This is a genomic window from Virgibacillus sp. MG-45, from assembly GCF_036409425.1.
Taxonomy (GTDB): domain Bacteria; phylum Bacillota; class Bacilli; order Bacillales; family Amphibacillaceae; genus LDC-1.
The window spans coordinates 367,018-381,913 of the sequence record NZ_JAXOFU010000001.1 but is presented as its reverse complement, the minus strand read 5'-3'; the positions used below and the strand labels follow the sequence as shown (position 1 = coordinate 381,913).

The 14,896-nt window shown below is 37.9% G+C and carries 10 protein-coding genes; 8 read left to right on the top strand and 2 right to left on the bottom strand.

The window, feature by feature from the left end; translation table 11 throughout:
• The first annotated feature begins 257 nt into the window (after nt 1–257).
• The 4 genes from SPK86_RS01995 to SPK86_RS01980 all read left to right on the top strand — a co-directional run bounded on the left by SPK86_RS01995 (nt 258) and on the right by SPK86_RS01980 (nt 7,284).
• On the top strand, nt 258–3,122 hold the full coding sequence (locus SPK86_RS01995) for a 2-oxoglutarate dehydrogenase E1 component (RefSeq protein ID WP_330948570.1): 2,865 nt from the start codon (nt 258–260) through the stop codon (nt 3,120–3,122).
• A complete protein-coding gene (gene odhB / locus SPK86_RS01990) occupies nt 3,109–4,371 on the top strand; it encodes a 2-oxoglutarate dehydrogenase complex dihydrolipoyllysine-residue succinyltransferase (RefSeq protein WP_284139540.1) in 1,263 nt (420 codons plus the stop codon). The genes SPK86_RS01995 and odhB overlap by 14 nt, the downstream gene beginning before the upstream one ends.
• A gap of 198 nt (nt 4,372–4,569) precedes the next feature.
• On the top strand, nt 4,570–5,859 hold the full coding sequence (locus SPK86_RS01985; RefSeq protein ID WP_284139539.1) for an NCS2 family permease: 1,290 nt from the start codon (nt 4,570–4,572) through the stop codon (nt 5,857–5,859).
• Nucleotides 5,860–6,093: 234 nt separating this feature from the next.
• A complete protein-coding gene (locus tag SPK86_RS01980) occupies nt 6,094–7,284 on the top strand; it encodes a NupC/NupG family nucleoside CNT transporter (protein WP_284139538.1) in 1,191 nt (396 codons plus the stop codon).
• 190 nt (nt 7,285–7,474) lie between these two features.
• Here the strand turns inward: SPK86_RS01980 and SPK86_RS01975 are convergent, their stop codons facing one another.
• Nucleotides 7,475–8,818, bottom strand: a complete 1,344-nt coding sequence (locus tag SPK86_RS01975) for an MATE family efflux transporter (RefSeq protein ID WP_284139537.1) — start codon at nt 8,816–8,818, stop codon at nt 7,475–7,477.
• A 187-nt stretch (nt 8,819–9,005) separates the two neighbouring features.
• Here SPK86_RS01975 and SPK86_RS01970 point away from each other — a divergent pair, with 187 nt between their 5' ends.
• The 4 genes from SPK86_RS01970 (at nt 9,006) to SPK86_RS01955 (ending at nt 13,695) form a co-directional block, all read left to right on the top strand.
• Nucleotides 9,006–10,085 carry an undecaprenyldiphospho-muramoylpentapeptide beta-N-acetylglucosaminyltransferase gene (locus tag SPK86_RS01970; protein ID WP_330948569.1) on the top strand — a complete coding sequence of 360 codons (1,080 nt, stop codon included), beginning with the start codon at nt 9,006–9,008 and terminating at the stop codon, nt 10,083–10,085.
• Nucleotides 10,086–10,539: 454 nt separating this feature from the next.
• Nucleotides 10,540–11,538 (top strand): ABC transporter substrate-binding protein, encoded by a 999-nt coding sequence (locus SPK86_RS01965; RefSeq protein WP_330948568.1) that lies wholly within the window; start codon nt 10,540–10,542, stop codon nt 11,536–11,538.
• A gap of 91 nt (nt 11,539–11,629) precedes the next feature.
• Complete coding sequence (locus SPK86_RS01960) at nt 11,630–12,487, top strand: ABC transporter permease (RefSeq protein WP_330948567.1); 858 nt, start codon at nt 11,630–11,632, stop codon at nt 12,485–12,487.
• Nucleotides 12,487–13,695 (top strand): quaternary amine ABC transporter ATP-binding protein, encoded by a 1,209-nt coding sequence (locus SPK86_RS01955; RefSeq protein WP_330948566.1) that lies wholly within the window; start codon nt 12,487–12,489, stop codon nt 13,693–13,695. The genes SPK86_RS01960 and SPK86_RS01955 overlap by 1 nt, the downstream gene beginning before the upstream one ends.
• A gap of 66 nt (nt 13,696–13,761) precedes the next feature.
• On the opposite strand, the gene SPK86_RS01950 is transcribed toward SPK86_RS01955, so the two are convergent.
• Nucleotides 13,762–14,895, bottom strand: a complete 1,134-nt coding sequence (locus SPK86_RS01950) for a Ger(x)C family spore germination protein (RefSeq protein WP_330948565.1) — start codon at nt 14,893–14,895, stop codon at nt 13,762–13,764.
• Nucleotide 14,896 lies beyond the last annotated feature (1 nt).

Sequence of the window (14,896 nt, the reverse complement as noted above, 5' to 3'; positions counted from 1 at the left end):
TGAATAAAAAAAACGCTTCATACTTTGGCTGTTAGCAACAAAAATCCTATTTCATGTAAAGTGTTTATTGCGATCATAAAATCTTTTCAATAAACGATGCAGGAATTATTGTTTCCCCTATTAAAATAGGGTATATTAGTTGATGAAGTCGTGCTCGAATTCTATAATGGAACTTGAGTGTGAACAGCCGTTTCATAAGACGATTTAAATGTCATTTTTAAAACGGAGAAAGTTAACTTCTGATGGGGGTATTAGACGTGACACAGACGGAAGAATCTATTGAAAGATTCTGGGGAGAATTTCATGGCCCAAACGTAGGGTATGTTGAGGAACAATTTGAGTTGTATAAGGAGGATCCAGAAGCAGTTGATCCTTCACTCAAAGAGGTGTTTGATCAATATGGGGCTCCCGATTGGTTGTATCGTGGAGAAGTATCTATTAAAGGGGAAACGAAAGGTCCGTCCGTAAATGATGTAAAGAAGTTAACCTCAGCAATGAAACTTGTTGAGGCTATTCGTCGTTTCGGAAATCTAGAGGCTGATATTTACCCAGTAGGTCTTAAGAAAAATCGAAAATCGAAGCTTGTCGATCCAAGTTCATATGGGCTTTCGGACAGCGATTTACGACAAATTCCGGCTTCCTGGATATGGGAAAAGGCACCAAGCCATGTTACAAATGGGTTGGATGTAGTAAAAGAATTAAAAAAATATTACACTGGAACAATTACCTATGAGTATGATCACGTGAATAATGATGAAGAACGTACTTGGTTATTGGATCGAATTGAGACTGGAAATGCGCGGCTGTCTTTATCAGATGAAGAGAAAAAGCAGTTGCTCGAAAGGTTAGCGAATGTAGAAGGATTTGAAGCCTTTTTGCAGAAAACCTTTGTCGGTCAAAAGCGTTTTTCCATTGAAGGTTTAGAATCAATGGTACCGATGCTTGATCATATCGTGAAATATGCATCAGAGGATAATATTGAAAATATTATGATGGGAATGGCGCATCGTGGACGTTTAAGTGTGCTGGCCCATGTGTTAGGCAAGCCAATTGATAAAATTTTCTCCGAGTTTCATCATTCTCCTAACAAGGAGCTGATTCCATCAGAAGGTTCAACAGGAATCAATTATGGCTGGACTGGAGATGTGAAATATCATTTTGGAGCAGTGAAAGAAGTAAAAGGCGGAGACGAAAGCACAACCCGCGTTACATTAGCTCATAATCCTTCTCATCTTGAATTTGTTAATCCAGTAGTGGAAGGATTTGCTCGTGCAGCACAAGATGAACGATCTGAAGCAGGCTATCCGAAACAAGATTACCAAAAAGCTGTCCCTGTCTTAATTCATGGCGATGCCGCTTTTATAGGTGAAGGTGTTGTAGCTGAAACATTAAACTTATGTGGATTAAAAGGGTATTCAACAGGTGGAACGCTGCATATTATTGCGAATAACCTTGTTGGGTATACAACAGATCAGGAGGATGGACGCTCCACGCGTTATGCAAGTGATCTGGCAAAAGGATTTGAAATTCCAATTATTCATGTAAATGCAGATGATCCTGTTGCATGTGTGTCTGCAGTAAAACTTGCGTATGATTACCGTCAAACGTTTAACAAAGACTTTTTAATAGATTTAGTAGGTTACCGTCGTTATGGCCATAATGAGATGGATGAGCCAAGAGCGACACAGCCACAGCTGTACAAGGATATAGACGAGCATCCAACTGCTGGAAATGTATTTGCATTGAATTTAGTAGATAAAGGCATTGTTTTAAAGGATGCGTATGGAAAGATGCTTGAAGAAAGAGAAGCGCAATTGCGTTCCATTTATAATGGGATGAAAGAAGATGATGTTAAAAAAGCAGAAATGCGTGTAATGCCAGAGGTGCTTAAAAATGGCTTAGATCAATTTGAAACAGCGGTACCGCTCGCTACATTAAAAGCTTTAAATAAGGATTTACTGAAGCGACCAGAAGGCTTTAATGGATTTAAAAAGCTGGAAAAAATATTAAAGCGTAGAGAAAATGTTTTGGATAAAGGAAATAAAGCAGACTGGGGTGCAGGAGAGGCATTAACGTATGCTTCTATTTTACACGATGGTATCCCGATTCGGATTACAGGACAGGATGCAGAACGTGGTACATTTGCGCATCGTCATCTTGTATTACATGATGTAGAAAAACGTGAGTCCTATTGTCCATTACATGGATTGACGGGTGTGAAAGCATCGTTTGATATTCGAAATAGCCCTCTGTCTGAGGCTGGGGTTTTAGGTTTTGAATATGGATATAGTGTGCATTCTCCTAAAACATTAGTAATTTGGGAAGCACAATTTGGTGATTTTGCGAATGCTGCCCAAGTCATCTTTGACCAATTTATTGCTGCAGCGCGTGCAAAGTGGGGAGATAAATCCAACATGGTAATGCTTCTTCCACATGGCTATGAAGGGCAAGGTCCAGAGCATTCTAGTGCAAGACTCGAGCGATTCTTACAGCTAGCAGCTGAAAACAATTGGATTGTCGCAAATGTAACCTCTTCAGCACAGTTCTTCCATCTCATTCGTCGTCAAGCGGCAATGCGCGGAAGAGAAGAGGCCCGACCATTAGTATTGATGACACCGAAAAGCTTATTACGTAATCAACGAGTTGCTTCTAGTCCAGAAGAATTTTCGGAAGGTAATTTCCTTCCATTACGTAATCAACCTAACCTTAAAGTAAGCAACAAGCATGCGAAACGTCTCTTGATTGGTTCAGGAAAGGTAATGGTTGATATTGAAGAAGCACTTGAAGCATCAAATGAAAAGTATGATTGGTTACGCGTGTTACGACTAGAGCAAATTTATCCATTCCCTAGGAAAGCATTAGAAAAGGTAATTCGTGAGCTTCCAAACCTTGCAGAAATTGTTTGGGTACAAGAAGAACCAAAGAACATGGGGGCTTGGAATTTTGTTGATGATTATCTAAGAGATTTGTTGAAGGAAGGTCAACAGTTACGTTATATTGGCCGTCCAGATCGTTCATCACCAGCTGTTGGGGAACCAAATGTTCATAAGATGGAGCAACGTCAAGTAATACAACAAGCGATTAATCCGACAATAGGAGGAGATTCCAGTGAAAGAAATTAAGATACCAGAACTTGCAGAATCGATCACAGAGGGTACCATTGCGGAATGGTTAGTTAAAAAAGGAGATAAGGTAGCAAAAGGGGATCCAATTGTTGAATTGGAAACAGACAAAGTCAATGTAGAAGTAAACTCGGATTATGAAGGTGTGATTACAGAAATTATTGCTAGCGAAGGGGAAGATGTTCAGGTTGGGGACATCATCGCGAAAATTGATGAAAACGGCGTTGCTGGAGAAACGGCACCAGTAAAGGAAGCGCCAGCGGAAGCAGCAAAAGAAAAAGAAGCAACTACAAAGGAAGCGCCGAAAGAGCAAGCTCCTGTGAAGGAAGAGGAAAAGGAAGCAGGCAATAAACTCGATGTTATCGCTTCTCCAGCAGCTCGGAAACGCGCACGTGAATTAAATATCGATTTGCGTAATGTGCCATCCCGCGACCCTCTAGGTCGTATACGTCCCGAGGATGTAGAAGCAGCTGCAAAGCAAACCGATAACAAAGCTTCAAAGCAAGCAGCTCCAAAGGCGGAAGCAGCAGAGAAAACCACTTTCGACAAGCCTGTTGAGCGTGTAAAAATGTCTCGTCGCCGCATGACGATTGCGAATCGCCTCGTTGAAGCACAGCAAACAGCTGCGATGCTTACAACTTTTAACGAAGTTGACTTAACAAATGTGATGCAGCTTCGCAATGAGCGTAAAGAAAAATTCATGAACAAACATGGTGTAAAGCTAGGCTTTATGTCATTTTTCACAAAAGCGGTAGTAGGAGCATTAAAGGACTTCCCTCTATTAAATGCGGAAATACAAGGCAATGAATTAGTTCTTAAGAAGTTCTATGATATTGGAATCGCTGTTTCCACAGATGAAGGCTTAGTTGTTCCAGTAGTTCGTGATGCAGATCGGTTGGATTTCGCTGGTGTCGAACGTGAAATTAAAGAGCTTGGAACAAAGGCTCGTGACAAAAAACTAGGCTTGAGTGACTTGCAAGGTGGTACGTTTACGATTACCAATGGAGGAACATTTGGTTCCATGCTATCTACGCCAATTCTAAATGCACCTCAGGTAGGAATATTGGGAATGCACAATATTCAAAAACGTGCGGTTGTCATGCCAGATGATTCGATCGAGGTCAGACCAATGATGTACCTTGCTCTTTCATATGATCACCGTATTGTTGACGGAAAAGAAGCTGTTCAATTCTTAGTACGTGTAAAACAATTACTTGAAGATCCTTATGATTTATTATTAGAAGGTTAATCGAAAGAATAAGAAAAATCGTGCTGTTCTATGGAATAGCGCGATTTTTCTTATTCTTATAGAATATTACTCCTATTTTATCTCATGTTATTGGTAAGTATTTCTTTTTTCGAAATTTAGCTTCACCTATTGAAAAATGCCCTAAAAACGAATATTATATAATATGTTGGTTTAAACATACGGAAATAGGTGATAAAAGTGAATGACTTTTTTAAATTAAAACAAAACAACACAAATATCCGAACGGAAATGGTTGCGGGACTTACCACATTTTTAACAATGGTTTATATCGTTATCGTTAATCCTGCGATTCTCACCTCAGCTGGTGTTCCATTTGAACAAGTATTCATGGCAACAATAATCTCTGCTGTAACAGGGACGTTGATAATGGCATTCGCTGCGAATTATCCTATCGCGATTGCGCCTGGAATGGGATTGAATGCCTATTTCGCAAGTGTCGTTGCTTCACAGGGTTTATCCTACCAGGTAGTATTTGGTACCGTTTTTTTAGCTGGACTTTTATTTATTATTTTAAGCTTTACTCAGCTTCGTGAAACATTAATACGTGCAATACCAGCATCCTTGAAGTTTGGAATCACCTCTGGAATTGGATTATTCATTGCTTTTCTAGGTTTGAAGATGTCAGGTATTGTTGTGCCAAATGAGGCAAATATGGTTGGTTTTGGTGATCTGCATCAGCCACATACCTTGTTGGCATTAGCGGGGTTATTTATTACCTTAGTTCTGATGGCCCGACAAATAAAAGGGGCGTTATTTTTAGGAATGCTTGCGACAGGATTGATAGCTTTCTTTACAGAACAGCTTCAATTTGAAAAAGTAACTTCTATGCCACCATTACCTGTATTTTTTGACTTGGATATTGCTGGTGTTTTTAGTAATGGACTTTACACAGTCGTATTTGCATTTTTACTTGTAACGATTTTTGATACTACTGGAACGATTATAGGAGTTGCCGAACAGGCTGGTTTGATGAAGGATGGCAATTTACCTCGAGCAAAAGCAGCTTTATTCGCCGATGCAACGGCAACCACGGTTGGTTCTATGTTTGGAACAAGTCCATCCACTGCATATGTAGAATCCACTTCAGGTGTAGCAGCAGGTGGAAGAACGGGACTAACGGCACTCGTTGTAGCAGTCTTATTTATTGTATCGATATTCTTTACCCCAGTTATTAGTGCTATTTCTAATCTATCGGCGATTACAGCACCCGTGTTAATCATTGTTGGTTGTTTTATGATGGAGGGATTAGCAAGAATTAATTGGAAATCCTTTGATGAAGCATTCCCGGCATTTGCGATTATTCTGACTATGCCTTTAACATCAAGTATCTCAACAGGTATAGCAATTGGCTTTATTACGTATCCTTTACTAAAGCTTGTCAGTGGTAAGGGGAAAGACGTACATTGGATTATATATATTTTTGGCGTAATCTTTTTATTGCAGATGATCTTTTTCCCTGCCCACTAATTGGTAATTGATATCAAGCAGTCCTGATAAGCTCAGGGCTGTTTTTTGTTTGAAATAATAAAAAGTTGGGTACTTGGTTTTAAGTTTAAAGTAAAAAGAATTTAAATTGGGAAAGCTAAATGCATGTAAAACTTGGTAGGTATTTTTCAATTGCATGACGTCTGACAACCTGTTATAGTAAAAATTGTGTTTGTAAGCATTTGCAGAGTAAAAAATAATAAGGAGGCTACATCCGTGGATATTCTTCTTGGGATAACAGCAATAATTGTTGTCCTCGGACTAGCTTATTTGATGTCGAATGAGAAGCGAAATATTAATTTAACAGGCATCGGAATTATGCTGGTTGCACAACTATTAACAACGTGGTTCATGTTTTCAACCGAAATTGGAAAGACAATTATTAATGGTGTTTCCGCAGTGTTTAATAAGCTTATCGAGTTTGGAACAACAGGGGTAGACTTTATCGTAGGTGGAGTTGCTCGAACGGAAAGTAACAGTATTTTCTTTTTTGACGTTTTATTGCTTATTATCTTTTTCTCCACCATTTTATCTGTGCTGACTTACTTGAAAATCTTACCACTTATTATCAAGTATCTGGGAAGTTTAATTTCTAAAATTACCGGTTTGCCTAAAGTGGAATCCTTTAATGCGGTGAATAGTATTTTCTTTGGACAGTCAGAAGCATTAATTGCGATTAAAACGCAATTTCATCATTTAAATAAAAATCGGCTATACATTGTTAGTGCGTCAGCGATGGGCTCTGTATCAGCATCAATAGTTGGTGCATATTTACAAATATTGCCTCCGCAATTTGTGTTGGTCGCATTGCCATTGAATATGTTTAGTGCACTTATCGTTGCATCGGTCATTGCTCCTGTCCGTGTTCCAAAAGAAGAAGACCGTGTGGACATTAAGGACGTATCTGGGGCAAAGAGTATTTTTGAAGCGATGAGTAATGGTGCATTAGACGGTGGTAAAATTGCATTAATTGTTGGCGCAATGCTTGTTGCCTTTATTGCCTCGTTGGAGCTTATAAATTGGATAATCCAATTTGCTTTTTCAGGTGTAACGCTTCAAACAATTTTAGGGTATGTATTAGCCCCAATTGGTGTACTGATGGGAATTTCTCCAAGTGAAGTAATTCAGGCAGGCGGAATCATGGGAACAAAAATTGTGACAAATGAATTTGTTGCTATGCTTGAATTCCAAAAAATTCTTGGTGGCATGTCAGAAAAAACAGTAGGGATTGTGTCTGTATTCCTAACGAGCTTTGCTAACTTCTCATCAATTGGAATTATTGCAGGTACTGTACAAGCTATCGATAGTAAGAAGGCAATTGAGGTTTCTGGCTTTGGATTGAAGCTACTAGTTGGTGCAACACTTGCATCAATATTATCTGCAACTATTGCTGGGCTTTTTCTTTAAAAGAAAAGCATGGACGAAACGTTTATAAAAAGAATCTGAATGAAATCGTTGAGTCTTTGCGTATAGGATAGGCTTTGAAAAAGAAGGATCGCTTTTTCTGGGTGCGATATGTCGCATTTGTGCCCAGGGAAAGCGATCCTATTTTTAAACTGCGAAGCTTTTATTCGGAATTCGAGAAACTCGAATTATTCTATACATGCTTCTTTTGTAAATGAAATAAGCGAAAGAGTAAAGTAACAGCGCCCACACTAAGTCCAATAATGATTCCTACCCAATATCCGAATGGTTCAAGAGCAGTATAATTTGCTAACAGCCAGCCACTTGGTAAGCCAATGAACCAGTAGGAAATAAGCGCCATCATCAATGTTATGTTGACATCCTTATAACCACGAAGCGCTCCTTGTATCGGTGCTCCAAACGCATCAGCAAGCTGGAAAAAGATTGCATAAAAGATAAACTGTTTCGTTAATGCTACTACCTCTGGATTTGAGTTATAAAGACTCGCTACTACATCATTGAATAGATATAAGATGAGTCCAGCAAATAATGCGATAAATAAACCGCCACTAATACCGATATAGCTATAGGTTTTCGCATGATTATATCGTTTTGCGCCTACTTCAAAACCAACAGCAATTGTTAAGGCCATCCCAACACTTAAAGGAATCATGTATAGAAGCGAAGCAAAATTTATCGCCGCCTGATGCGCAGCAATTGTGTAAGTGCTATATACGCTCATGAGCAATGTAACCGCTGAGAAAATACTTGTTTCAAAGAAAATAGCAAAGCCAATCGGTACCCCAATTTTTAATTGTTCTATCCATGCTTTTATAGTAGGCTTTGTCCAATTAGAAAAGATATGATCGTTCTGGAAAGGACGAACGGAATATACGATCCAAATGGCAAGGAAGCATACAAGCCAATACGTTAGAGCGGTGGCAATTCCTGCGCCAATTCCTCCATATGCCGGAAGTCCAAGCTTACCGAAAATAAAAATATAATTAAATACAAGATTAAGTGGTAACGAAATTAAAATGATTACCATTGATATTCTTGTTTGTCCTAATGCATCGATATAACAGCGAAGTGTATTAAAAATAAATAACGGGACAATACCTGTTACTAATGTTAATAAATAATATTTTGCGGTATGCTGAACACCAGATTCTAAATCCATAGCTTCTAAAATTGGATCAAGTGCAAATGCGATAACAATGAGAACGATGATAGCTAGTGCAATGGATAAATACATTGCTTGTTGTACTTTTCCTGCTACTTTATCGGTTGCCTTCGCCCCTATTAAATGCGCTATAATAGGAGTTATGGCCAAGAGAATTCCGTTAACACCTGTAAATATAGGAACCCAAAGGCTAGAACCAATTGCTACGCCTGCAAGATCGACAGCTCCTGCTTGCCCAGACATGATTGTATCGAAGACGTTCATTAAATACATACTTACTTGGGTAATAAGTATAGGAAATAAAATATATGAAAATAGCTTTAATTTTTCTTTTAACGTGCCTGTTTCGTGCATATAAACGCTTCCTTTTTAACTGATTTTCGAATAGGATAAAGAAGAGAAAGCATGTAATTTTTTTTGAAAATACATATTTAGGCAAAAAAATTAGCTATAGAAATAGCGGATGTTTCTCTAATCGGGATTTATCCATATCTGTATATTATACTGTTTTAATGTATTTAGCGAAAGAGAGGAATTATTTATGGAGAAAAAGAAACGAATTCTTTTTACTGGTGGTGGTACTGCTGGTCATGTCATCGTGAACTTAGCATTAATTCCAGTATTCCAGCGAGAAGGATGGGAAATAGATTACATAGGATCACATCAAGGAATTGAACGAAAGTTAATTGAGCAGTTGGACAATGTGACATACTTTCCAATTTCTACTGGGAAATTAAGAAGATACATGTCGTTAGAAAATATAAAGGATCCTTTTAAAGTGCTAAAAGGAGTTGGTCAAGCATGGCGTATCATTGGAAAAAGAAACCCATCCATCGTTTTCTCAAAAGGTGGATTTGTTTCTGTTCCTGTTATTTTGGCAGCGAAGCTACGCGGTGTGCCAGCTGTTATCCATGAATCAGATTTTACCCCTGGCCTTGCGAATAAACTATCGATTCCCTTCGCCAAAAAAGTGCTAGCAACCTTCTCTGAAACATTAGAATACTTGCCAAAGGAGAAGGCAGAATACGTTGGTGCTGTAATTCGAGAAGAGTTATTCCAAGGGAACCGAGCAAAAGGATTAGCTCTTTGTGGATTTACAAATGAAAAGCCAGTGCTCTTAGTCATGGGAGGAAGTGGTGGCTCTGAACGAATTAACGGTGCGTTAAGGGAAAGCTTAGCCTCCTTACTAGACAGCTTCCAAATTATTCATATTTGCGGCTATGGAAAAACGGATGAACAAATCGAGCTGTCAGGCTACAAGCAATTTGAATATGTAGGCGATGAATTAACGGATATTTTTGCAGCAACAGATTTTGTGCTTTCACGTGCTGGGGCAAATGCGATTTATGAATTTCTTGCCTTGCGAATTCCGATGCTACTAATTCCGTTGTCAAAGGAAGCGAGTAGAGGAGATCAAATTATTAATGCCAAATCCTTTTCTGATAAAGGTTATGCCAATGTACTTGAAGAAGCAGATTTAATGAATGAACGCTTGGTAAAAGAATTATTAACCTTGAAGAAGCAAGGTCCTTTGATGCAAGATAAAATGAAAGCATATAAAAGTGAGCAAGCCCGTGATAAGGTTGTTTCTATAATTAAAACCTATGCTAAAAAGAAATAAAATGCTATCGAGTATGAAATCAAATCGATTTTATACTCGATTTTTTATAAGAACAGCTTAAAATGCATCTTGTTTAACAGAAAAATCAGTAAAAAGTGCTTATATATGTATGTAATACTGCGTATTATTGGTCATATTGGCAATATATTAGGTTATATGAAGATAATGCCGAATAACAATGAATTTTCAAGAAAAATCGGTCAATATTCAATTTGTATTAGACGAGTATGTTCGGTAATCTTAATATGTTGGCACAATAACAGGATTCACTTTCTACGAACTATTCCTCCTTTCTTCTATTATTTCTATTCATGATGGGAAGTTAGTAAACGACTGAAATAAAAGTCGTTCAAAAGATAATTGGGCGTTGAGTTTTTTGATTATTCAAAATAATTATCGAGAGAAGGAAGACATACCGCCAACAGTTAAAATTCAGTAAAAAAGGAGAAAAAGAATGAAAAAGATTGGATTTTTATTACTTATAACATTTTTAACCGTACTTTCAGCATGTAGCTCTGATTCTGCTGGTGATGGAAAAATTGATAAAATTGTTTTTGCCGATGCTGGATGGGATAGTATTCGTGTGCATAATAGCATTGCACAAATGATTGTGGAAGAAGGATTAGGGTATAAAACAGACGTTACATCTGGTTCTACTGCTGCAACGGTTCAAGGGCTTCGTGAAGGAGACATTAATGTTTATATGGAAGTATGGACAGACAACATTAAAGAAGTATATGAAGAAGCAATTGATGCAGGGGATATTGAAAAGCTATCTGTTAATTTCGATGATAATAAGCAAGGATTATATGTTCCAACCTATGTGATTGAGGGAGATGAAGAAAGAGGGATTGAAGCAATGGCTCCCGATTTACGTACGGTGGAGGATTTGAAAAAGTATCCCGAAGTATTTGAAGATCCAGAAGATCCAGGTCGTGGACGAATTATAAATGGTCCAAGTGGCTGGGCGGTTGAAAAATCAATTACACAAAAATTTGAAACATATGGATTAGATGAAACAATGAATAATTTCATCCCCGGATCCGATTCTGCGGCTGTTGCTGATTTAGTTTCTGCCTATGAATCTGGTAAAGCGTGGGTAGGCTATTATTGGTCACCAACATGGGTAACAGCTAAGTATGATTTAACGCTTTTAGAGGAGCCGGCATTTGATCCTGAAACATGGGAGAAAACAAAAGGAACAGAATTTCCACCAAACGATGTCGTTGTAGCAGTTCATAAAGATGTGCCTGATCAAGCACCTGAAGTTGTAGATTTTCTGAAAAACTATGAAACAAGCAGTGAGCTTACAGAGGATGCATTAAATTATATGGAAGCAAATGATGTGTCGGCAGAAGAGGCTGCTGTATGGTGGATGAAGGAATATGAAGATATATGGACAGCTTGGGTATCTGATGAAGTTGCTGAGAAAGTAAAAGATGCTCTAAATTAAGGCAGAAGGCAGCTAATCGGCCAATGCGGTTAGCTGCTTTCAAATTTGATAAAAAAAGAGAGGTGAGAAGGCTGCATCATGCAGTCGGTCTATGGGGAGTTTTCCAGATATTGAAATGCATTTAGGAGATTATGTGGACCGTTTTGTCACATTTTTGGACAACGCGTTAGAAGGATTTTTTGATTTTATTTATTTTGTTTCATCGAGGTCTATTAATGGAATTGACGACTTTTTAACATGGTTACCGTGGTGGTCGTTTATTTTGATTATATTTTTACTTGGTTGGTATTTTAAATCTATTTTTTCCGGTGTACTTTATGCCTTTTTCATTTTTTTAATTGGATCCTTTGGGTTATGGGAAGATATGATGACTACGATAGCCATTATACTTGCTGCTGTAATGATTTGTTTGGTATTGGGAATACCACTTGGAGTTTGGATGGCCTTTAGTAAAGGATTTTCAAATGTGATGCGCCCCTTATTAGACGCGATGCAGACAATGCCAAGCTTTGTTTATTTAATTCCTGCTATATTCTTTTTTGGACTTGGAAATGTATCGGCGATCTTTGCAACATTAATTTATGCCTTGCCACCAGTTATTCGTTTAACAGAGCTGGCAATACGTAATGTAGATAAAGAAGTGATTGAATCGGCTTTATCCTTCGGTTCTTCCAAAACGCAGATGCTGCGAAAGGTCCAGCTTCCGCAAGCAATGCCAACGATAATGGCAGGAGTCAATCAAACGACAATGATGGCTCTTGCGATGGTGGTTATTGCTTCAATGGTTGGGGCAAAAGGACTTGGAGAGCAAGTGTTAATATCCATTAATCGGATAGATATTGCCTTAGGCTTTGAAGCTGGAATTAGTATTGTCTTTTTAGCTATTATCATTGACCGGATTACAAATGGTATTGCTGGAAAGCTTCAAAAGCATAAGGAGGTGGCATAATGTCAACAAAGGTAAGGCTTGAGCATGTGTCAAAAATATTTGGACCTAAGCCAAAATCCATTATTCCGCTCATTAAACAAGGTAAAACAAAGGAAGAGATATTAACCGAAACAGATCATACAGTTGGCGTATATGACGTATCCCTAGATATTAAAAAAGGGGAAGTTTTCGTTATTATGGGACTGTCGGGTAGTGGGAAATCCACACTCATTCGTTGCTTTAACCTTTTAAATAAGCCAACAGATGGATCGATTTATATTGATGATGCGGATATCGTTACTGCCAATAAATCGCAGCTAAAAAAAATGCGACAGGAAAAAATTGCGATGGTGTTTCAGCATTTTGGACTATTTAGTCATCGAACGATCTTAGGAAATGTTGAGTATGGGCTCGAGGTAAAAAATGTATCGAAAGAAGAGCGACAGCAAATCGCATTAAAAAATATTGAAATAGTTGGCTTGAAAGGATATGAAGATAAATATCCTGACGAATTATCAGGTGGGATGCAGCAGCGCGTAGGATTAGCTCGTGCACTTGCGAATGACCCAGATATTTTGTTAATGGATGAGCCATTTAGTGCCTTAGATCCGTTAATTCGCAGGGAAATGCAGCTAGAGCTACTTGATATTCAAGAGCGCTTGCAAAAAACCATTATTTTTATTACGCATGATGTAAACGAAGCCTTTAAGCTTGGTGATCGTGTTGCTGTAATGAAGGACGGCCGTGTTGTTCAAGTAGGAACACCAGAGGAAATTATCGAACAGCCAGCAAATCAATACATTTCGGAGTTTATTAAAGATATCGATCGCTCAAAGGTATTTCAAGCAGAGCATATTATGATAAAGCCAAATGCACTTGTTTCCATGAAGGATGGGATAAATGTAGCGATTAAGGAAATGAAGGAAAATGGAATTTCTAGTGTGTTTGTTGTAGATCGCCAGCGACACATTAAAGGAATCGTAACAATTGATGATGCTATTAAAGGAATCAAGGATAAGAAAACACTTGAGGATATTTTATGCCAAGATTTTATGGTTGTTGAAAAAGAAGCATATATTAATGATATTATTCCAAAAGCGTTAGAATCAAAATATCCACTTGCGGTTGTAAATGAGGAGAATAAATTAGTAGGCTTTATTTTACGTGTCCATGTGTTGTCAGGACTTGTATCTGAAGAAGTGAATGAAAGTCTGGAGTATCATGGTTGATGAAACAAATTCAAAAGAGGCTGGTGTAGATTCCAGCCTCTCATTTTGTTTGTAACATCGCTTCTTTTAATCAATTTCACCATGGTAAATGATATTTGCATCGACGGAGAAGTCTACATTAATTTTGGGATATAATTCATGCCACTCCGTCTTTGTTAGCTTATTTCCTTTTTGGTGAATACGATAGGTTTTTCCATAGCCAAATGAATCTGCATTTAATTGTTGTAAATCAGCCAGGATACTTTTATACGTAGAAGCCAGTTTCTTTTCGACTGCTTGCTCAAGTTTTCTTATCACTTGCTCATCTTTAAAGTTTAACTGATATGAAGTTTCAGTAAGTTCAAGCTCCAACTTAATGTTTGTTTGAAAAGAAAGGTCTCTTTTATCTTTTAAGATGGTATTACTACTTCCAGAAAGGATGTTGAATGATGTAGATAGGTTTTCTTCGCCTTGAGATAGCATTTGTTGCACATCCTTTTGAAATGGAGTAAAAGGCAACGTCACAAAGAGTGTTTCTTCTTTAATTTTCTTATGCATTAAATTGTATAATACCCGGTCATCGATTGACTCCTCGCCAACCAGTTTATCTTCTTTGAAAATACCGATTTTAGTAATTTTAGGTATCCCGTCTTCTAGTTCGAATATTGGTAAGATTGGATCGACCCCAACATCATAGAGTGAAGCTAAAAAAGCACTAAGCGTTATCTTTGGAAAAATATGATCAGGGGCATTTTTATCAATAACGCCATGCAGATATTGCCCAATATTCATTGCAATGCCACTTTCTTGGATAAGCATGATTTCCTTTGCACTAGAGTTGCTCAAAGATAAAAACATCGTGTTTGGTAAATTTGCTTCACGAGCTAATGTATCTACGAATCGATGAATCCCACGTTCAGCAGCTTCACGGCCAAATAACTCTAATTGGAGTTTTTCAGAGCTAAGTTTAAAATTGGTTTCATAGTTCGCATTTTGAATGGCACCCTGTATTGTTTTTCCTTTTCCTGAAACGATTTTTGTATTATTGGTGGATTGCGCTTCAAATTGAAATAATACAATTGATAATTCAATATCCCCATTATCGCTTACGTCCGTCCCTTTTGCTGTAATGATCCCCATTTTTTCGAGCTGACTTGATTGCAAACACCCAGTTAAAAAAAGCATACAAAGAAGGATAAAACAATTATGTTGATACCTCATG

Bases quoted from the DNA above. Each gene is read 5' to 3' on its own strand.
- SPK86_RS01975 (WP_284139537.1), bottom strand. From the start codon at position 8,818: ATGCACGAAACAGGCACGTTAAAAGAAAAATTAAAGCTATTTTCATAT.
- SPK86_RS01950 (WP_330948565.1), bottom strand. From the start codon at position 14,895: ATGAGGTATCAACATAATTGTTTTATCCTTCTTTGTATGCTTTTTTTA.
- SPK86_RS01970 (WP_330948569.1), top strand. From the start codon at position 9,006: ATGGAGAAAAAGAAACGAATTCTTTTTACTGGTGGTGGTACTGCTGGT.
- SPK86_RS01955 (WP_330948566.1), top strand. From the start codon at position 12,487: ATGTCAACAAAGGTAAGGCTTGAGCATGTGTCAAAAATATTTGGACCT.
- SPK86_RS01960 (WP_330948567.1), top strand. From the start codon at position 11,630: ATGGGGAGTTTTCCAGATATTGAAATGCATTTAGGAGATTATGTGGAC.
- SPK86_RS01965 (WP_330948568.1), top strand. From the start codon at position 10,540: ATGAAAAAGATTGGATTTTTATTACTTATAACATTTTTAACCGTACTT.